Origin of the sequence: Streptomyces sp. ITFR-21, assembly GCF_031844685.1 — a bacterium.
Taxonomy (GTDB): Bacteria; Actinomycetota; Actinomycetes; order Streptomycetales; family Streptomycetaceae; genus Actinacidiphila.
This window is the reverse complement of sequence record NZ_CP134605.1, coordinates 6,787,662-6,806,371: the sequence shown is the minus strand read 5'-3', so window position 1 is coordinate 6,806,371 and position 18,710 is coordinate 6,787,662. Positions and strand designations below refer to the sequence as shown.

At 73.7% G+C, this 18,710-nt stretch carries 16 protein-coding genes; 7 read left to right on the top strand and 9 right to left on the bottom strand.

Features of this window, described 5'->3' with window-relative positions:
* Window positions 1-185 precede the first annotated feature (185 nt).
* Together RLT57_RS30410 and RLT57_RS30405 are read left to right on the top strand one after the other, a co-directional pair.
* Complete coding sequence (locus RLT57_RS30410) at window positions 186-1,694, top strand: dihydrolipoyl dehydrogenase family protein (protein ID WP_311300921.1); 1,509 nt, start codon at window positions 186-188, stop codon at window positions 1,692-1,694.
* A 270-nt stretch (window positions 1,695-1,964) separates the two neighbouring features.
* Window positions 1,965-2,792 (top strand): alpha/beta fold hydrolase, encoded by an 828-nt coding sequence (locus RLT57_RS30405; protein WP_311300468.1) that lies wholly within the window; start codon window positions 1,965-1,967, stop codon window positions 2,790-2,792.
* A gap of 164 nt (window positions 2,793-2,956) precedes the next feature.
* Here the strand turns inward: RLT57_RS30405 and RLT57_RS30400 are convergent, their stop codons facing one another.
* From RLT57_RS30400 to RLT57_RS30390, 3 genes are all read right to left on the bottom strand, one after another.
* Window positions 2,957-4,942, bottom strand: a complete 1,986-nt coding sequence (locus RLT57_RS30400; protein WP_311300467.1) for a discoidin domain-containing protein — start codon at window positions 4,940-4,942, stop codon at window positions 2,957-2,959.
* A gap of 356 nt (window positions 4,943-5,298) precedes the next feature.
* A complete protein-coding gene (locus tag RLT57_RS30395) occupies window positions 5,299-6,354 on the bottom strand; it encodes a chitinase (RefSeq protein WP_311300466.1) in 1,056 nt (351 codons plus the stop codon).
* Window positions 6,355-6,524: 170 nt separating this feature from the next.
* Window positions 6,525-6,833 (bottom strand): SDR family oxidoreductase, encoded by a 309-nt coding sequence (locus RLT57_RS30390; protein ID WP_311300920.1) that lies wholly within the window; start codon window positions 6,831-6,833, stop codon window positions 6,525-6,527.
* Between the two features lie 276 nt (window positions 6,834-7,109).
* Between RLT57_RS30390 and RLT57_RS30385 the strand changes: the two genes are divergently transcribed.
* Genes RLT57_RS30385 through RLT57_RS30375 form a run of 3 tightly spaced genes read left to right on the top strand, consistent with a single transcriptional unit; the run spans window position 7,110 to window position 10,617 of the window.
* Window positions 7,110-8,792, top strand: coding sequence for an FAD-dependent oxidoreductase (locus RLT57_RS30385; RefSeq protein WP_311300465.1), 1,683 nt, complete (start codon window positions 7,110-7,112; stop codon window positions 8,790-8,792).
* Window positions 8,789-10,270, top strand: a complete 1,482-nt coding sequence (locus RLT57_RS30380; protein ID WP_311300464.1) for an ATP-binding protein — start codon at window positions 8,789-8,791, stop codon at window positions 10,268-10,270. Before RLT57_RS30385 ends, RLT57_RS30380 begins: the two co-directional genes overlap by 4 nt.
* Window positions 10,267-10,617 carry a UBP-type zinc finger domain-containing protein gene (locus RLT57_RS30375; protein WP_311300463.1) on the top strand — a complete coding sequence of 117 codons (351 nt, stop codon included), beginning with the start codon at window positions 10,267-10,269 and terminating at the stop codon, window positions 10,615-10,617. Before RLT57_RS30380 ends, RLT57_RS30375 begins: the two co-directional genes overlap by 4 nt.
* 849 nt (window positions 10,618-11,466) lie before the next feature.
* Here the strand turns inward: RLT57_RS30375 and RLT57_RS30370 are convergent.
* On the bottom strand, window positions 11,467-12,078 hold the full coding sequence (locus tag RLT57_RS30370; RefSeq protein WP_311300462.1) for a hypothetical protein: 612 nt from the start codon (window positions 12,076-12,078) through the stop codon (window positions 11,467-11,469).
* Between the two features lie 132 nt (window positions 12,079-12,210).
* Window positions 12,211-12,783 carry a hemerythrin domain-containing protein gene (locus tag RLT57_RS30365; RefSeq protein WP_311300461.1) on the bottom strand — a complete coding sequence of 191 codons (573 nt, stop codon included), beginning with the start codon at window positions 12,781-12,783 and terminating at the stop codon, window positions 12,211-12,213.
* A gap of 203 nt (window positions 12,784-12,986) precedes the next feature.
* Between RLT57_RS30365 and RLT57_RS30360 the strand changes: the two genes are divergently transcribed.
* Window positions 12,987-14,351: a condensation domain-containing protein gene (locus RLT57_RS30360; RefSeq protein ID WP_311300460.1), complete on the top strand. Its 1,365-nt coding sequence runs from the start codon at window positions 12,987-12,989 to the stop codon at window positions 14,349-14,351.
* Here the strand turns inward: RLT57_RS30360 and RLT57_RS30355 are convergent, their stop codons facing one another.
* From RLT57_RS30355 to RLT57_RS30340, 4 genes are all read right to left on the bottom strand, one after another.
* On the bottom strand, window positions 14,352-15,050 hold the full coding sequence (locus RLT57_RS30355) for a 4'-phosphopantetheinyl transferase family protein (protein WP_311300459.1): 699 nt from the start codon (window positions 15,048-15,050) through the stop codon (window positions 14,352-14,354).
* A complete protein-coding gene (locus tag RLT57_RS30350) occupies window positions 15,047-15,937 on the bottom strand; it encodes a hypothetical protein (RefSeq protein ID WP_311300458.1) in 891 nt (296 codons plus the stop codon). Before RLT57_RS30350 ends, RLT57_RS30355 begins: the two co-directional genes overlap by 4 nt.
* A 4-nt stretch (window positions 15,938-15,941) precedes the next feature.
* Complete coding sequence (locus tag RLT57_RS30345) at window positions 15,942-16,250, bottom strand: acyl carrier protein (RefSeq protein WP_311300457.1); 309 nt, start codon at window positions 16,248-16,250, stop codon at window positions 15,942-15,944.
* Window positions 16,251-16,340: 90 nt separating this feature from the next.
* Window positions 16,341-17,273 (bottom strand): 3-oxoacyl-[acyl-carrier-protein] synthase III C-terminal domain-containing protein, encoded by a 933-nt coding sequence (locus RLT57_RS30340; RefSeq protein ID WP_311300456.1) that lies wholly within the window; start codon window positions 17,271-17,273, stop codon window positions 16,341-16,343.
* Between the two features lie 178 nt (window positions 17,274-17,451).
* On the opposite strand from RLT57_RS30340, the gene RLT57_RS30335 reads away from it, so the two are divergent.
* Window positions 17,452-18,675, top strand: coding sequence for a glycosyltransferase (locus RLT57_RS30335; protein WP_311300455.1), 1,224 nt, complete (start codon window positions 17,452-17,454; stop codon window positions 18,673-18,675).
* Window positions 18,676-18,710 lie beyond the last annotated feature (35 nt).

The window sequence follows — 18,710 nt, the reverse complement described above, 5'->3', positions numbered from 1 at the left end:
CCGGCGTCGTACGGAGACGGGCCGCCGGGTACGCCCCGGGGCGCGCCGGTGGCGGGACCTCCGGAGCGGGGCGATCGTGGAAGGGCGTACGCCGGGCGAGGGTTTCCGGCAGGGAGGCGGTCACCGTATGGCTCGCAGTCGGCTCGTCCCGGTCAGGACCACCCGTGGACAAGGGGGTGGAGCCGATGGCGGCCTCCGTTGACCCCGACCGCTGCGAGTGGGACGTCATCGTGCTGGGCGGCGCCGCTGCCGGGGAGAACGCCGCTCAGTACGCGACGCAGTTCTCCGGCCTCGACGCGGTGCTGGTCGAGGCGGAACTGCTGGGCGGCGAGTGCTCGTACTGGGCCTGCATGCCGAGCAAGGCGCTGCTGCGGCCGGCCGAGGTGCTCAGCGGCGCCCGCCATGTGCCCGGGGTGGCCTCGCTGCTCGTCGGCCGCACCCTGGACGTGCCCGCGGCGCTGGCCCGCCGGGACACCGTCGTCGACGGCCTCGACGACACCTCGCAGGTCGGCTGGGCGCTGGACACCGGCATCGACGTGGTGCGCGGGTACGGGCGGCTTGCCGGGGAGCGCCGGGTGGAGGTGGCGACGGCCGGGGGCGGCACCCGTACCCTGACCGCCCGGCACGCGGTGGTGGTCGACACCGGGTCCACCACCGCCGTGCCGCCGGTCCCCGGCCTGGCCGAGGCCCGTGCCTGGACCTCACGGGACGTCACCAACGTGCACGAGGTGCCCCGCCGGGTGGTGATCCTGGGCGGCGGGGTGGTCGCCTGCGAGTCGGCGACCTGGCTGCGCGCGCTGGGCGTCGCCGAGCTGACGGTGGTCTACCGGGGCACCGGCCTGCTCGGGCGTTCCGAGCCGTTCGCCGGACAGCTGGTCGCCGATCGGCTGCGCGCGTCGGGCGTACGGCTGCTGCCGGACCGCACCGTCAGCAGTGTGCGGCGCGCCGGCCCGCGGGACACGGGCACCGGGGTGCCCCACGGCGGCGAGCTCACCCTCCAGCTCGACGACGGCAGCACCCTGTCGGCCGACGAACTGGTGCTCGCCACCGGGCGCACGCCGAACACCGGGGACATCGGCCTGTCGACGGTCGGCGCCGACGGCGGCGGCTACCTGGAGGTCGACGACCGGCAGTGCGTGCGGGCGGTGCCGGGCCGGTGGCTCTACGCGGTCGGCGACGCCTGCGGGCGGGCGCTGCTGACCCACATGGGCAAGTACCAGGCGCGCGTCGCCGGCGAGGTGATCGCCGCACGCGCGGCGGGGCGCGAGCCGGCCGGGGGCGAGGACAGCGGGCTGAGCGCCGCCGCCGGGCACCGCGGCAACCCGCAGGTGACCTTCACCGACCCGGAGGTGGGATCGGCGGGCATGACCGAGCGGCAGGCTCGCGCGGCGGGCCTGGACGTCGAGACGGCCGAGTACGACATGGCCGGGCTCGCGGGCACGTACGTGATGCGGGAGGACTATCTGGGCCGCGCCAAGCTCGTCGTGGACCGGGCCACCGACACCGTGGTGGGCGCGACCTTCGTCGGGTCCGGTGTCGCGGACCTGGTCCACTCCGCGACGACGGCGGTGGTCGCCCGGGTGCCGCTGTCCGTGCTGTGGCATGTCGTGCCCAGCTATCCCACGGCCGCTGAGGTCTGGCTGCGGCTGCTGGAGACGCTGCGGACCCAACGCCGGGCCCGGCCGCGGCAGTAGACCGCGCGGGCCGGGCCGAACGCCTCCCAGCGAACAGGCCCGTGCCCGATTTGTCGGGTACGTTGGTGACGGCGGCACATGCGGTTCGGCCGCCCGCGCCACGCGGGTCGCCCGCGTCCCCGGCGCTTCTGCCCGTGTTCCGGGCGTGTTCCGGCCGGGCCGGAGATCCTGTCACCCCGAGAAGACCGCCGGCCCCGTACGCCCAAGCGCCGCGGCGGGGACGCGCACCGCCGTGGTGTCCCACTGGATGCGATCGAAAGGAATGACGTCATGCCCTTCATCTCCATCAAGGACGGCGCCGAGATCTTCTACAAGGACTGGGGGTCGGGTCAGCCGGTCCTGTTCAGCCACGGCTGGCCGCTGACCGGCGACGCCTGGGACCCCCAGGCCCAGCTGGTGGCCGAGAACGGTTTCCGGGCCGTGGTGCACGACCGCCGCGGCCACGGGCGCTCCAGCCAGACCTGGGACGGCAACGACATGGACACCTACGCCGACGACCTGTCGGCGCTGATCGAGCAGCTGGACCTGCGCGACATCATCCTGGTCGGCCACTCCACCGGTGGCGGCGAGGTGACCCGCTACATCGGCCGGCACGGCACCGCCCGCGTCGCCAAGGTCGTTTTGCTCGGCGCGATCCCGCCGCTGATGCTCAAGACCCCCGCCAACCCCGAGGGGCTGCCGATCGAGGTCTTCGACCAGATCAGGGACGGTGTCGCCAACGACCGCTCCCAGTTCTACGAGGACCTCAGCGCCTCCTTCTACGGCGCCAACCGGCCCGGCTCGACCGTGACCCGGGGGACGCGGGACGCGTTCTGGCTGTGGTCGATGACGGTCGGGATCAAGGGCGCGTACGACTGCGTGAAGGCGTTCTCCGAGACCGACCTCACCGAGGATCTGGGCCGTTTCGACGTCCCGACCCTCATCGCGCACGGCGACGACGACCAGATCGTGCCCATCGTGGCGGCGGCGTACAAGTCGTCCAAGCTGGTCAAGGGCTCGACGCTGAAGGTGTACCCCGGCGCCCCGCACGGCCTGTCGATGGTGGCCCCGTACCGCGACGAGTTCAACGCGGACCTGCTGGCCTTCGCGCGGAGCTGACCGCAAAGGAGCGGACCGCACGGCCCCCGGCCCTTCGGGCCATCCGTCCCGGAACCGGCCGGATGGATGGCCCCCGGGCCGGGATCGGCCCGGTCCGCCGCGGACGGCTGAGCCGCCTCACGGACCGCACGCGCGCCGGAGGTCCATGAGGCGGCGAACGGGGATCAGGCGCCGAAGACCTGGAACTCGGAGAGCTGGGCGGCCGGCCAGCCGGTGTTGGCGGTGAAGGTCAGCCGGACGTACCGGGTGGTGACGGTGGCCGGCAGGGTGACGGTCGCGGTGTTGCCCGAGGCCGGGTCGAAGGTGTGGGCGGCGGACCCGAGCAGCTGCGAAAAGGACCCGCCGTCGGTGCTGCCCTGGACCGAGAGGGTCTGGGAGCGGGTGGCCCAGGCGGTGGCCGGCGGCAGGTTCAGCACCAGCCGCTTCACACCGAGCGCGGAGCCCAGGTCGACCTGGATCCACTGCGGGAAGGCGTTGTTGGCGGATTCCCAGTAGCTGTCGGTGTCGCCGTCGGTGGCGTTGCCGGAGCCGTAGACCTGGGTGTGGCTGCTCTCGGAGGTGGGGCGGTGCAGCGCCAGGTTGGTGGCCGGCGGCGGGGTGCCCGCGTCAGTGGTGGCGGTCACCCGGTTGGACGCCTGCGAGATGCCGCCGGCCGCGTCAAGGGCCTGGACGTCGTAGGTGTAGCCGGTGGACGGGTTCAGGCCGGTGACGGTGTAGGCGGTGGTGTTCGAGCCGGTGGTGCCGACGACGGTGGCGGTGGAGCCGGACACCGATCGGATCCGGTAGCCGGTGACGCCCACGTTGTCGGTCGAGGCGGTCCAGGCCAGCGTGACGGAGGTGCCGGTGTGGGCGGTGACGTGCAGGTTGCCGGGCGCCGTGGGTGGAGTGGTGTCGCCGCCGCCGGTGACGACGGGTGGGGTGGGCCGGGTCGCGGTCAGCGCGATCTGCCCCTTGAGCATCCGCCCGCCGTCACCGGTCAGCCGCAGGTAGTAGTCCGACGAGCACGCCGTACCGTCCTCGTCGAGCGCCAGGAACCCCGAATTCGTCGGAGTCCACGCCTGCGACTCCGCCGTCTTCGCGATCTGGTTCCCCTCGTTGAACTCGTCGAACATCGAGATATAGACCCCCTGCACCCCCGCGCGCACCACATTGTAGAACTGCCGCCACATGAAATCGCCGTGCGCACGCTGCCGCGCCGACACATCCCCCGGCAGCACACACGGCTGATAGTCGATCCCGTGCGCGTTGCAGTCCGCCTGATCCCCCACCGTGTACGTGTTGTACGCGTTGTCCGAATCACCGGCGTTCCCGATCGCACCCACCATCCACGGCGAGATCATGTTGAACGCGTGATACACGTCCGCATACCCCGAGCGGGTTCCCGCACCGCCGGTCCGCCACTCCCGCGGCACACCGCCGATCACATAGCACCCCTGCGCCTTGAACCAGTTGATCACGTCCAGGCACGCCGCCGTCGAAAACGGATGGTTGTCGTCGTTGAACCCGAACCCCCAGATGCACACCACCGGCTTCCCGTTCTGCACCGCGTAGGCGGGGGACGCCGTGTGGGCCTGCATCTTGTTCGTCCAGTCGGCCTTGATCTCCGACTGCATGTTCGACCACCCCGACACGTCGTACATGACGTAGAACTTCCGCCCGTGCGACTCCGCCGCACTGCGCACCTTCACCGCCATCGCATCCCGCGTCGGACCCTCACCCCCCGTCGGGTTGAACCGCTGCAACGCCGCCGTGTCGATACCGTTCTGCTGCAACCACAGGAAATGCGTGTCCACCGTCTGCTGGTCGTACGACGAGAACAACGTCGCTGGCTGCCCGTTCCCCAGACTCGCATAGCCGGTCTGATAACCGTGCGCGTACTCCCGCATGTCCGGCCAGCACTTGATACCCGTGTTCGACGGCGACGGCGTCTGACCCCAGTTCTGCGTCCAATGCCACCAGCCATTGATCGGAGCACCGTCACCGATACAGGCGAACCACCCCTGATAACCCACCGTCACCTTACCGACCACGTCACCGGGAGCACTGGCGGCGTTCGCGCTCCCGGCCGCGGCGGTCTCGGCGGCCCCGATCGATCCCGCGGCTCCCACCGCGACGGCGGCCTGCAGGAAGACCCGGCGTGTGACACCCATCTGGACGCTCCTCCGATCGGCTGTCAACTCCCGGCCCCGTGCGACCGGTCGGCAGTCGGCAGCGGTTGGGAAGTCTGGCGCGGGGGATCGTAATGACTGCGTTACCGGAGCGCAATAGTCCGCGCGCCAGGCGAAATTATTGACACAATGGCCGCAAGAACGCCTGTCCCGATGATTCGCCCTGGTCGGTCGGCATCGGGGATCCCGGTCGGACCGTGGCCCGGTCCGGTCCCGTGCCGCCGGGTCCGGTGGGCCGGCGGTACCGGAACAACGCCCGGAATCGGCGGGTCGGAACAGGTGGCACCGTCTGCCACCGGCCGCGCCGCCGATGACGGCGCGGCCGGTGCCGGCCGGACTCAGCGGCCTTGCAGCGCCCTGACGTTGTCACCGAAGGTCCAGTTCTTGGAGCCGTCCCAGTTGAGCGACCACGTCATCAGGCCCTTGAGCCCGTTGTCGTACGTCCGCCATGCCTGCGAGACCAGGCCGGTGGACATGTAGCCGCCGCCCGCGCCGGACTGGGCCGGCAGCCCCGGGACCTGCTTGTCGTAGGGGACCTTGACGGTGGTGCCCTGGACGACCAGGCCCGCGTTGAGGCAGTTGGTCTGCGCGGTGAAGCCGGCCAGCGTGCCGGCCTGGTAGGAGTCGCCGGAGCAGCCGTACATGCTGCCGTTGTAGTACTGCATGTTCAGCCACCACAGCCGGCCGTTGTCCGCGTACTTCTTCACGATCGGCAGGTAGGCGCCCCAGATGGAGCCGTAGGTGATGCTGCCGCCGGTGACGTAGGCCGTCTCGGGCGCCATGGTCAGGCCGAAGCCCGCGGGCATCCGGGCGAGTACGCCGTCGATGATGCGGACCAGGTTGGCCTGCGAGGTGGACAGGGTGTTGATGTTGCCGCTGCCGACCAGGCCGGTCTCGATGTCGATGTCGATACCGTCGAAGTTGTACTTCTGCAGGATCGGCACGACGGTGGCCACGAAGCGGTCGGCGACGGCGCTGGAGCTGAGGTCGATGCCGGCCGCGGCGCCGCCGATGGACATCAGGACGGTCGCGCCGGCCGCCTTGGCCTGGCACATCTCGGCGGGGGTCGCCACCTTCACCCCGGTGTCCATGCCGTCCTCCCAGAGCACCGTGCCGTCGGAGCGGATCACCGGGAAGGCCGCGTTGATCACGTTGTAGCCGTGTGCGGCGATCCGGCCGTCGGTGACGGGGATCCAGCCGAGCCCGGGGTGAACGCCGTTGGCGGCGCCGTCCCAGTTCTCCCAGTAGCCCTGGAGGACCTTGCCCGCCGGCCTCGGCTTGGTGGCGCAGGTGTCCGCGGTCACCGCCGCGTGGGCCGCCGCGGCGACCGGGATCTGTGCGAGGAAGGCCATCGCCAGGCCGACGCCCAGCAGTCGTAACCTCCGACCGGTCATGCTGTGCTCCCTTGTCGTCGTGGGTCCGTGACCACGAGTTGACAGAAGCCGCCCGAGGGAGCGTAGGAGTGGTCTCGACCACGCGTCAATAGGTCTGGACCATGCCCGGCCCGCCCGTCGGTCCCCTGGGGATTCTCCGGGGGAGGCGCGGCGGGCGGGCCGGGGCGGGCTCAGACGGTGGTGACGAAACCGCCGTCCACGGTGAAGCCTGCACCGATGACGTTGGCGGTCCGGTCGCCCGCCAGGAACAGCACCGGCTCCGCCACCTCCGCCGGACGGGTGAACCGGCCGCCGACGGTGCCCGCCGCCGCCCGGGCGCGTACGTCGGCGGCGGTCGAGCCGTTCGCTGCGGCCGCGGTCGCGGCGAGCCCGTCCGCGGCGAGCCACAGGTCGGTCTCGACCGGCCCCGGGCTGACGCCGTTGACGCGCACCCCGCGCCCGCCGAACTCCTTCGACAGCGACGTGGAGAAGCTTCGGATGCGGCGCGGTCACCGCCCCGCCCCCAGCATCGGGGCGGGCCCCCGCCGCATCCGAGATCGGACATCGTGATCGCCGGCGGTGGCCGGCGGCGCGGGCGTCAGCCGCACGCGGCGCGGTGTCGCGGCCCGAAACCGGCCCCGGCACGTCCGGCCGGCGCCCGCGCCGGCCGGGACTGCGGGTGGGCGCCGGCCGGGACTGCGGGTGGGCGCCGGCCGTGCCTACGATGGGACAAAAGTGCCCTCGGGCACCGACACACCGCGCGAAATGGGGTACGCATGCCGGGGACAGAACCCGGCGGCGCGACACGGACCGTGATCGTGACCGTTGACGACGACCCAGCCGTCTCGCGGGCGGTGGCGCGCGACCTGCGCCGCCGGTACGGCGAGCGGCACCGGATCGTCCGCGCGGAGTCCGGCGAGTCCGCGCTCGGCGCACTGCGCGAGATGCGGCTGCGCGGCGACCGCGTCGCGGTGGTCATGGCCGACTTCCGGATGCCGGCGATGAACGGCATCGAGTTCCTGGAGCAGGCGATGGACGTCTACCCGGCGGCGCGCCGGGTGCTGCTGACCGCGTACGCCGACACCACCGCCGCCATCGACGCGATCAACGTGGTCGACCTGGACCACTACCTGCTCAAGCCCTGGGACCCGCCGGAGGAGAAGCTGTACCCGGTGGTGGACGAGCTGCTGGACACCTGGCAGGCCAGCGACCGCCGGCCGGTGCCGGAGACCAAGGTGGTCGGTCACCGCTGGTCGGCGCGCTCCTCGGAGGTCCGGGACTTCCTGGCCCGCAACCAGGTGCCGTACCGCTGGTACGCCAGCGACGAGCCGGAGGGCCAGGGGCTGCTCGCGGCGGCGGAGGAGGACGGGCTGCGGCTGCCGCTGGTGATCACCCGGGACGGCGCCGTGCTGGTGGAGCCGTCCGACCAGGACCTGGCGGCCGGCGCCGGGCTCGCCACCACCCCCTCGGCCCGGTTCTACGACCTGGTGGTCATCGGCGGCGGCCCGGCCGGGCTCGGCGCGGCGGTCTACGGGGCCTCCGAGGGCCTGCGGACGGTACTGGCCGAGCGCACGGCGACCGGCGGACAGGCCGGGCGGAGCTCCCGGATCGAGAACTACCTGGGTTTCCCCGACGGCGTGTCGGGGGTGCAGCTGACCGACCGGGCACACCGGCAGGCGTCCAGGTTCGGCGCCGAGATCCTGACCGCGTGCGAGGTCACCGCGCTGGAGGTCAACGGCTCCTCCCGGACGGTGCGGTTCTCCGACGGCACCGCCGCGTCGGCGCACACCGTCATCCTGGCCACCGGCGTGTCGTACCGGCAGCTCGACGCGCCCGGCGTGCAGGAGCTGACCGGGCGCGGGGTGTTCTACGGCTCCGCGCTGACCGAGGCGGCCGGCTGCCAGGGGCAGGACGTGTACATCGTCGGCGGCGCCAACTCCGCCGGGCAGGCGGCCGTCTACCTGGCCAGGGGCACCAAGTCGGTGACGCTCCTGGTGCGCGGCCCGTCGCTGACCGCCTCCATGTCGCACTACCTGATCCAGCAGATCGAGGCGACCCCCGGCGTCTCGGTCCGTACCGGCACCGAGGTGGTCGGCGCACACGGCACCGAGCACCTGGAGCGGATAACCCTGCGCGACACCGCCACCGGGCAGACCGAACCGGTCGACGCCCAGTACCTGTTCGTGTTCATCGGCGCCGCGCCGCGCACCGACTGGCTGGACGGGGTGGTGCGCCGCGACGGGCACGGCTTCGTCATCACCGGACCCGACCTGGCCGCGGCCGGGAAGCTCCCCGCCGACTGGCCGCTCGACCGGCCGCCGTACCACCTGGAGACCAGCGTTCCCGGGGTGTTCGTAGCCGGCGACGCTCGGGCGGAGTCCGCCAAGCGGGTCGCCTCGGCGGTCGGCGAGGGCGCGATGGCCGTCATGCTCGTCCATCGATACCTGGAGCGGCTGTGAACGTGCGGAAGAGCCCGTGCAGCGTGCCCGAACTGCGGTCGCTGTTCCTCTTCGAGAAGCTGACCGAGGAGCAGCTGGAGTGGCTGTGCCGGGAGGGCGGCGTGGAGTCGTTCGAGGCCGGCCCGGTCTACGCCGAGGGCGATCCCGCGACCTGCTTCTACGTTCTCCTGGAAGGCACGGTGGTGATGTCGCGCCGGGTCGGCGCCGACGACGTGGAGGTGTCCAGGACGGCGCAGACCGGCGTGTACGCCGGGGCGTTCCAGGCGTACCTGGGCGACCGGGTGCCGCAGGTCTACAACCAGTCGCTGCGGACCACCGTGCCCTCGCGCTTCTACGTGCTGTCGGCCGACCGGTTCGCGCGGATGATGCAGGACTGGTTCCCGATGGCCGTGCACATGCTGGAGGGGCTGTTCCTCGGCGCCCGCAACACCCAGCAGGCCGTCGACCGGCGCGAACGGCTGCTGGCGCTGGGCTCGCTGTCGGCCGGGCTGACCCATGAGCTGAACAACCCCGCGGCGGCGGCCCAGCGGGCGACCGCGAGGCTGCGGGAGCGGGTGGCCGGTATGCGGCACAAGCTGGGCGCCCTCGCCGGCGACCCCGGCCGGCGGGCCGCCATCGCCTCGCTGGTCGAGCTCCAGGAGCGCGCGGTCGAGCAGGCCGCCAAGGCCGCCCATGCGACACCGCTCGGCCCGGTGGAGACCTCGGACCGCGAGGACGAGGTCGCCGACTGGCTGGAGGACCGCGGGATGGCCGGCGGCTGGGACCTGGCCGCGACCTTCGTCCAGGCCGGCCTGGACACCGACTGGTTGGAGCAGGTCGCGGAGGCGACCGGCCCCGCCGCCTTGGACGGGGCACTGCGATGGCTGAACTACACCGTGGAGACCGAGCTGTTGATGAACGAGATCCAGGAGTCCACCACCCGTATCTCGTCACTGGTCGGCGCCGCTCGGCAGTACTCGCAGCTGGACCGGGCGCCGTACCAGGTGGTGGACGTGCACGAACTCCTGGACAGCACCCTGCAGATGCTCGCCGGGAAGATCGGTCCGGCGGTGCGGGTGGTCCGGGAGTTCGACCGTGCGCTGCCCAGGATCCCGGCGTTCCCGGGTGAGTTGAACCAGGTCTGGACGAACCTGATCGACAACGCGGTCTCCGCGATGGACCGTACCGGCACGCTCACCGTACGTACCGCGCCGGATCGCGACCATCTGCTGGTCGAGTTCCGCGACACCGGTCCCGGGGTGCCCGAGGAGATCCGGGAGCGGGTCTTCGAACCGTTCTTCACCACCAAGCCGGTGGGCGAGGGCACCGGTCTCGGCCTCGACATCTCCTGGCGCATCGTCGTCAACAAGCACCACGGGGACCTCCAGTTGGAGTCGGTGCCCGGCGACACCCGGTTCCGGGTGCGGCTGCCGCTCACCGCACCGTCCTCGGAGCCGGAGACCGATCCGGTGTCATCAGCGAAGGAGGAGCCGGCATGACCGCGATCCAGGGAATCGACCCGTCCGTCCAGCCGGGCGGGTCCGGCTGCGCCGAGTGCGAGGCCGCCGCGGGCTGGTGGCTGCACCTGCGGCGGTGCGCGCAGTGCGGGCACATCGGCTGTTGCGACAGTTCGCCGTCGCAGCACGCGAGCGCGCACGCCGCGAGCAGCGGGCACCCGGTCGTCCGCAGCTTCGAGCCGGGCGAGGAGTGGTTCTGGAACTACCGCACGGAGAGCTACGTGGCGGACGGGCCGGAGTTGAGCCCGCCGGTGAGCCGGCCCGCCGAGCAGTCGGTACCGGGACCCGCGGAGCGGGTGCCGGCCGACTGGCGCGACCTGCTGAACTGACCGCGGGGACCACGGCCGGCCGCCACCGGCCGCCAGGACCGTCGTGGGAGCCCGGCCGGGCTCCCACGACGGTCCCCGTACGACCGGGCCTCCCCCGTACGCCCGCCGCCGATGGCGCGGTGCCCGCGGCGGAGGTGTTATGTGACGAGACGTGCCTCCGAACGGATGCACGGTGACCGAGAGGGTGTGCTCACCCTTGAAGTTCCGGCATAGGGAGACGCTCCACATGTCACCTGAATCCCCTTCCGCACGCGACGACGGCATTCCGCGTGACGACGGCGTCCCTCCGCCCGAGGAGCTCCGCGCCGAGCCCGCCCGCACCCTGCTGTGGACCGCGGCGACCGCCCGGCCGCTGGACGAGGTGGCGGCGCTGGTGAACCTGCTCAGGAAGCACGGCGGCGCTCCGCCGGGGCCGGCCGACGAGGCCCTGCGCGCGGCTGCGGTGTCCCGCCCGCTGGACGAGGTGCGCCGGCTGGTGGCCCTCCTCGACGCGTCCCCGGACACGGGCGGGGACGCGCGGACGGCGCTGCGCGCGGCGGCGGTCGGCCGGCCCGTGGAGGACGTGGCCGATCTGGTGCACATCCTCGGCGCGGAGGCGGGAACGGAGGACGAGCGGGACCGCCCGGCCGCCGGGGCCGGGACGGTCGCGGCGGAGGCGGTGGCGGTGGCGGTGACGGAGGCGGTGGCGGATCGCGGCGAAACCGGGGCCGGCACGGCCGATGACGAGGTGGAGGCGGTCCTGGCCGAGACCGCGCCCATCAGGATCCGGGCGGCGCCGGTCGGCGCCGAGGCCGACGGTCTCGCCGTCACGGCGGAGGCGTTCAACACTCGGGAGCCGGCCGGCGCCGCTCAGGAGGCGCGGATCCGGCAGACCCCGGTCCGCGAAGCCCCCGTCGGGGGAAGCGCCCCGGTGGAACGGGAGGCCGCGGCCGAGGACGGCGCGGCGGCGGCGGATCGCCCGGCCGCGGGAACGGACACGGACACGGCGGCGAGTACCGGTAGGGGTGCAGGCGCGGCCGCCGCGGCGGCCGCGCGCGCGGAGCCCCGGGCACCGCGTACCGCGGCCCGCAGGGATCCGCTGCCCCGGCGGGGGACAGCCCCGACCGGCTTCGCGCCGCTGAGGAGCACGGCGGGCCCGCGCGCCCCGCGCGCCGTCCCGCCGGCCCGGCGGTCCCCGCTGCGCTGGCCTGCGGCGGCGGCCCTGCTGGTGCTCGGCTCGATCCATTTGCCGACGGGCTTCTCCGGCCTGCGCGGCGGGGCGTACGCGGACGGCGTGGCCGTCGTCCTGGCCGTGGTCTGCCTGATGCTGATGGTGCTGCTGGCCGTGCAGGACACGGTGTGGACCTGGGTGTCGACGGCGGCCGTCGGCGCCGGGGTGGTGGTGGCCCATGTGGTGGCCGCGGCCGCCGGCGGCACCGATCTGCTGCGCGACAGCGTGGGCGACTCCCTCGCGTGGGCCACCACCGCGGTGGTCTGCGGACTGCTGGTCGCCGGCCTGGCCGGCGTCGCGCTGCTGCGGCGGCAGCAACCGCGCCGCGCGTACGGGCCGGGCCCTGTCGGGGAGGCGGGCGGACCCGGCTCCGGCAGGCGCAGTCAGCGCCCGATGGCGTCGCGGGCCTTGTCGATCATGGCCGCGAACGGACCGGTCATCCTGACCGCGGTCGGGTTGCCGGCGGCCATGGGGTGCGGGTGGGTGGGGGCGAGGTGCTCGGCCTTGCGCAGGCGGTCGCCCATGGTGCCGCGCTGCGCCACCGTACGCTGGGCGACGATCGCCGGGAACTCCTCCTGCTCCTCGTGGTCGGCGTGCGCGCTGACCGCCTGTTCGAACTCGGCGACGGCCCGCAGGAATTCGGGGTCGGCGACGTCCATGCCCTCCAGCTTCCTGAGGACCTCGCCCGCCTCCTTCTCCTCCTGGTTGCGGGCGTCGGCCTCCGCCTCGCCGGCCGTCTTCTCGGCCACCGGCCGTACGACCAGCTCCTCGGCCGCCTCGTGCACGGCCAGCAGCGCCCGCAGTTCGTCGAACGACCGCTTCCTGTCGCCGGCGTCCGCGCCGGCGATCTCCGCGAACAGGCCCCGTATCCGCGCGTGCTGCTCCAGCAGCAGCGCGACCACGTCGCCGTTCGGCAGCATCGCGGCGGCTTCCCGCTCGGCTTCGGCTGAACTCATCGCTGGCTCCTTCGGTCGTCCGGCAGTTCGTCTCCCCCACTCAGGTGACCGGAGTGGGCGGAGGGAAACCGGTGAAGTACGGGGCGCCCGTTTTCCGGACTGTGCGAAAGGCGGCGTGCCCGGGGCCCGGGAGCGGCATACTTCCGGTCACCGCCACCTGCCGGCGGAACCGGGAACCGCGGCTTCCAGACGAGGAGTTGTCGATGGACGAGCGGGACGAGCTGCACCTGGAAGTCGTCGCCGCACGGTCCGGGCGGGGGCCGGCGACCTGGGGCCAGCAGGCGATCTGGGACGCCGTGTCGGTCCTCGGGGACGACGCGCCCCGCTACAACGTGTCGGTCGGCTTCCAGCTGCCCGCCGCCCGGCCGCTTGCGGCCGTACTGGAGGCGCTGACCCACGCGGCGCAGCTGCACGAGTCGCTGCGGACCCGCTTGCAGCCGGACGAGGCGGGCGGGTTGGCGCAGATCCTGGACGCGACGGGCGGCATCCCGGTGACGGTGCGGCGCTGCGCGCGGGAGGAGACCGAGCGGGTGGGCGGGGAACTGCTCGCCGAACTGGCCGCGTCGCCCTTCGACTGCGCCGTCCGGTGGCCGATCCGGGTCGGCCTGGTGGAGGCGGACGGGCTGGTGCGCCACTACGGGATGGCGCTGTCGCACACGGCGGCCGACGGCGGCGGTCTGCGGCGGCTCGCCCGGGACATGGTGATGCTGCTGGAGGGCGTGTCACCACGGCGGCTGCGGGAGATGTTCCCGGCGACGCAGCCTCTGGACCAGGCCGCCTACCAGTGCTCCGAGCGCGGGCGCAAGCGCGACGCCGCCTCCCGGAAGTACTGGCGCACCAAGCTCAGCGAGGGCCCGAGGGCGCTGTTCCCGGTGCGCGGCGGGCGGACGCCGGACGCGCTGTTCCCCAACGCGGTGCTGCGCTCGCCGGCGCTGCTGCGAGCGGTGGACCATGTGGCGGCGGTCCACGGGGTGAGCGGGTCGTCGGTGGTGCTGGCCGCGGCGGCGCGACAGGTATCCCGGCTGAGCCGGGCGCCCGAGCCGCTCCTGCAAGTGGTCGTCAACAACCGTTTCCTGCCCGGGATGTCACAGACGATCACCACGCTCGCGCAGGAGGGGCTGTTTCACTTGCGCACGGCGGACGAGGACTTCGGGGCGCTGGTGCGGCGGGTGCACGCGGGCGCGCTCGGCGCGTACCGGTACGCCTCCTACGACAAGCGGCTGCTGGACCGGGACATCGCCGAGCTGCGCGGGCGGCTGCCCGACCTGGCCGACCATTCGTGCTTCCTCAACGACACCCGGGAGCCGGAGTTGTTCCGGCCGTCGGCCGAGGACACCGAGCCGCCGCCGCTCGCCTCAGCCCGTGAACTGACCACGCTGGACTGGCCGGTGGAGTTCCCGCCGCGCAAGAACCTCAGTTTCGCGATGGACGTGGTGGATGTGCCGGGGGCGGTGGAGCTGGCGATGACGGCTGACAGCGCGCTGATTCCCCGGTCGGACATGGCGTCCTTCCTGCGCGGCATCGAGGACGCGGTGGTCGAGGACGCGCTGGCCACGGGGTGCGTCTGATCAGCGGGCGCCGGCCGGGGCGCAGGTCCACATCCGCGGCAGCGGGCGCGGCGGCAGGTCCCCGGTCACGGCGACGGCGGCCAGCAGGCCCGGGGCCGGGCCCGGGACGGCACCGGCCCGGCAGCGGCCGAGCGGCCCGTCCATGATCCCGGCCGGGCCGGGCGGGACCGGGACGCCCAGTCCCTCCGTCAGCCTGCCGCCGAACGCCTTGACGTACGCCTCCTTGTACGTCCACAGGCGGGTGTAGGCCTCCGCGGGCGAGCGGGCCTGCGCCACCGACCGCGCCTCCGCCGCGGGGAAGTAGCGGCGGGCCAGCCGCAGTGCCGCGTCCGCGGACACCAGGTGCTGCACGTCGACGCCGACACCGGCCGGCGGGCCGGCGGGCAGCAGTGCGAGCAGCGCCCAGTCACCGCTGGCGCTGAGGTTCCAGTCCAGGTCGGCGCCCGGCCCGGTCAGCCGCGGTTTGCCGTGCGGGCCCGCCGTGCGGCGCAGGTCGCGGGCGGCGGGGCCGGCACGGTCGGCGAGGATGCGGCGGGTCGCGGCGTGCGCCACCCCGTAGCGGGGGTCGCCGGCCGCGCGCCGGCCCTCCTCGGCGTCGAGGTCCGCGCGCAGGGCGTCCATGACCCGGTGCGGCTGCCGCAGCGGTATCGCCCACACCTCGACGTCACGCCGCCCGTCGGCGCCCGCGGCCCTGGTCATCCGCCCCGGACCCGGGCGAGGTCGAGGTGGCCGAGCAGCACGTCGTACTCGGCCATGAACACCTCGCGGCCCTCCTGCCGGATCCGCGGCAGGGTGTCCGCGAGCAGCGTCCACAGTCCGGTGTACGGGTTCCCCGGCCGGGCCCGCAGTGTCCGCGTGCCGGGTGGCGGGTCCAGCGCGGCGAGCCCGGGACCGAGCAGCAGCAGCGGCTCCGCTCCGGGCGCCGATGGCGGCAGCGCCGCCACGACCCGCTCGTACGCCTCCGGCGCAGTCAGCCGTACACCACCGGCCGGCAGCGACACCGCGAGGTCCGCGTCGCGCTCCCACAGCAGGCCCACCGCCGCGGCGCGGTCGGCCACGGGAGTGCCGTCGGGCGGTACGTACGGCAGCCCGGAAGCCTCCACGACCAGGACGAGGGCGCGCCGGAAGGCTCCCCCGCCGAGGTAGGAGGCGACCAGCCGCAGGGCGCTGAAGGCGCCGGCGGTGCCCTGTTCGCAGAGCGCGAAGGCGAAGGGCCGGCCGGGGCAGTAGGTGCTCAGGTGCACCGAGGCGGCCCGTCCCGGCTGGACGTCGGGGGACGCGAAGACCTCGATCAGCAGGTCCACCGGGCGGTCCGGCGCGACGAGCGCGGTGATCACCGCCTCCCCCATCTCGGCGTAGGACTGCCCGGAGCCGGCGGTGATCCGCCGCTCGTCCGGCGGCAGGCCGTAGGGGCGGACCAGGTCGCCGACGAAGGTCCGCAGGTCGGGGTCGAGCGCGGTCGGCGAGTCGGCGGTGAAGACGAGGCCTACCGCGCCGGCCAGCCGCAGGCCCGCCGGTGCCGCCCGTGCGGCGGGTACGGCGAGCGCCGCTGCGGCCGGTTCCGGCGCGGTGACGATGCGCGGCAACGGCTCAGTCCTCGTCCACGACGTGCGCGGCGACGAAGGCGGCCAGCGTGGCCACGTTGCCGAGGTCCTCGGGGGTGATGGTCTCGACGTCGATCTGGATGTCGAGGTGGTCCTCCAGCTCCAGGATCAGTTCGAGCGTCTTGCCGGAGGTCAGGCCGAGGTCCTCCATCAGCCCGGCGTCCAGCGCAACGGGTTGCGCTCCCTCCTGGTTGAGGACGCGCGGCAGCAGCAGCACGATGGCCTGTTCGACGTCGGCCCGCAGGCCGCCGGGCGTGTCGAGGTCGGTGGCGACGTCGGTGGAGGGGTCGGTCATGGTCCGTGTTCCCGTCTGGGGGACCCGCCGGGCACACGGCCGTGGCGGGTGGTGGACAGCGGTGGGTGGGGCGGTGGTGGGTGGGGCGGATCAGTGCTGGAGCACCATCGCGGCGAAGGTGGCGCCGAGCCCGGCGGCGGCGACCAGGTAGCGGTCGCCCGGGCGCAGCAGTCCGCGGCCGGTGGCGGTGTGGAGGTTGAGAAGAAAGTCCGCCGCGAAGCTGTGGCCCACGGACGGGACGTTGTCCAGCAGCACCTTGTCCAGCGGGTAGTCGACGGTCCGGGCGATCCGGCGCCAGGAGATCTGGTTGACGTTGTGCGGCAGGAGCAGCGCCAGGGATTCCCAGCTCTCGCCGGCCTGTTCCAGCGCGGCCTCCAGCACGCCGATCAGGGCCTGCGGGTACGCGCGCTGGTAGCGGTCCAGCAGCTCCCGGTCCTCCGCGAGGCGTCCGTCGAACTCCCCGCGCAGGTCCACCGCATAGGACAGCACCCGGTCCCCCTCACCCTCGGCGCCCACCAGGCAGGCCGCCGCCGCTTCGCTGAACACGGCGGTCTCCGGCACCAGCCGGGCGTCCCGGGTGAAGGTCTTCTCCCCCGCGAGAATCAGCGCCAGCGCCTCCGGGTCGGGATCTGCCGCCAGCAGCCGACCGGCCACGTCCACGGCCAGCAGGGAGCCGGCGCAGGCGTGGTGGGTGACGGTGAACGCACGAGCGTGTTCGAGCCCCAGACGGCCGAGCAGTTCGTGCAGGGGGTTGACCGGGTACGGCACCCCGACCGGCATGCTGCGCGCGTGCAGCACGTACCGGACCAGGTGCTCGCGGCCGCGCAGTTCGGTCAGCGCCTCCGCCGCCTTGGCCAGCAGGTCCGTCAGATCGCCGGCCGGTTCGAAGCGAACCTGGTCGAGGCCGTGGAAACGGCGCAGCAACGTCCTTTGACGGGCCGTCAGCCCCAGCCGCTCGCCGACCTTTTCGATCGGTTCGACAACCGGTGGCAGATGGACTGCGACTGCCTTGAGTGCGGTCACCCGGGTTAGTATTCCGACACCCCGCGCTTCGCACAAGATTTCCTCGGGGGCGTCCGCGCCCCCGGCCGGTCCGGTGGAACAGCGGCCCCGCCCGGTGCACCCGGTCCTGGCCCCCGCTGCCCCCGCCGGACCTCCGGCTGCGGGCCGGGCGGTCCCGTACGCACCCATGGAGCCCTCGGTGACCGTTACCGCCCGTCCCCGCACGCTGCGGCTGCTGTTCGTCGTGCCGCCGCTGACCGGCCATCTGCATCCGGCGCTGGCGCTCGCCGCCGAGCTGTCCCGGCGCGGGCACCGGGTCGCGTGGGCCGGGCCCGAGCCGGTGCTGCGGCCGGTACTGGGCCCCGGGGCGCTGGTGCTGCCCACCGGGTCGCGGCTCTTCCGTGAGCAGGCGGCGGGCGGCGCGGCGGCGATCCGCTCGCTGTGGCGGGACTTCGTGGTGCCGTACACCCGTTTCACGCTGCCCGCCGTGCGGCGGGCAGTCGCCGAGTGGCGTCCTGACCTGGTGCTGGCGGACCAGCACAGTCCGGCCGGGGCGCTGGCCGCGCAGCGGGAGGGCGTGGCGTGGGCGGGTTTCGCGCCGTCGTCGATGGAGCTGGGCCGGCCGCCGCTGGCGGATCCCGAACTGGTGCACTGGCAGGAGGAGTTGCTGCACGACCTGTGGCGGCGGGCCGGGCTGGACGAGGCCGGGTACACCGACCCGCGGTTCTCGCCGCGGCTGATCCTGGCCGCGACGGCTCCGGAGCTGCTCGGTGTGCTGCCGCCCGGTGCCCGGGAGCCCGCGATGACCGCCGGGGAGCCGCTGCCGGCCCAGTGCGTCGCGGTGGGGCCGTTGCTGACGGACCGGCCTAACCGGCCGGCCGCCGCGGACTTCCCGTGGGATCGGCTGCGGGAGGACCGCCGGCGGGTCCTGGTGACAATGGGCACGCTGTCCGCCACGGTGGCCGAGGACTTCCTGCTGCGGACGGCGAAGGCGCTGGACGGGGCGGCGGACCGGGTGCAGGCGGTGGTGGCCGCGCCGCCCTCGGTGCTGGAGAGGCTGCCGGACGGCGTGCTCGGGCTGCCGGAGGTGCCGGTGCTCGAACTGCTGCGGCGCGGGGCGGTGGAGGCGGTGCTGTGCCACGGCGGTATGAACACCGTCTGCGAGGCGCTGGCGTACGGGGTGCCGCTGGTGCTGGCGCCGATCCGGCACGACCAGCCGATCACGGCGGCCCGGGTGGGGGCGCTCGGGGCGGGGGTCGTGGTGGACTTCGCCACGGCGGAACCGCGGGGCATCCGGGAGGCGCTGCTGACCGTGCTGGACGACCCCGGGCCGCGGGCCGCGGCCCGGCGGATCGCGGACCGGTTCACCGCTCTGGGCGGCGCACCGCGGGCGGCCGACCTGCTGGAGGAGTGCGCCGGCTGAGCCCGCATCGGGCGCCGGACCGACGGCCGCGCGCC

Coding starts and splice junctions, on each gene's coding strand:
- RLT57_RS30410 (WP_311300921.1), top strand. CDS start 186: ATGGCGGCCTCCGTTGACCCCGACCGCTGCGAGTGGGACGTCATCGTG.
- RLT57_RS30405 (WP_311300468.1), top strand. CDS start 1,965: ATGCCCTTCATCTCCATCAAGGACGGCGCCGAGATCTTCTACAAGGAC.
- RLT57_RS30400 (WP_311300467.1), bottom strand. CDS start 4,942: ATGGGTGTCACACGCCGGGTCTTCCTGCAGGCCGCCGTCGCGGTGGGA.
- RLT57_RS30395 (WP_311300466.1), bottom strand. CDS start 6,354: ATGACCGGTCGGAGGTTACGACTGCTGGGCGTCGGCCTGGCGATGGCC.
- RLT57_RS30385 (WP_311300465.1), top strand. CDS start 7,110: ATGCCGGGGACAGAACCCGGCGGCGCGACACGGACCGTGATCGTGACC.
- RLT57_RS30375 (WP_311300463.1), top strand. CDS start 10,267: ATGACCGCGATCCAGGGAATCGACCCGTCCGTCCAGCCGGGCGGGTCC.
- RLT57_RS30365 (WP_311300461.1), bottom strand. CDS start 12,783: ATGAGTTCAGCCGAAGCCGAGCGGGAAGCCGCCGCGATGCTGCCGAAC.
- RLT57_RS30360 (WP_311300460.1), top strand. CDS start 12,987: ATGGACGAGCGGGACGAGCTGCACCTGGAAGTCGTCGCCGCACGGTCC.
- RLT57_RS30355 (WP_311300459.1), bottom strand. CDS start 15,050: ATGACCAGGGCCGCGGGCGCCGACGGGCGGCGTGACGTCGAGGTGTGG.
- RLT57_RS30345 (WP_311300457.1), bottom strand. CDS start 16,250: ATGACCGACCCCTCCACCGACGTCGCCACCGACCTCGACACGCCCGGC.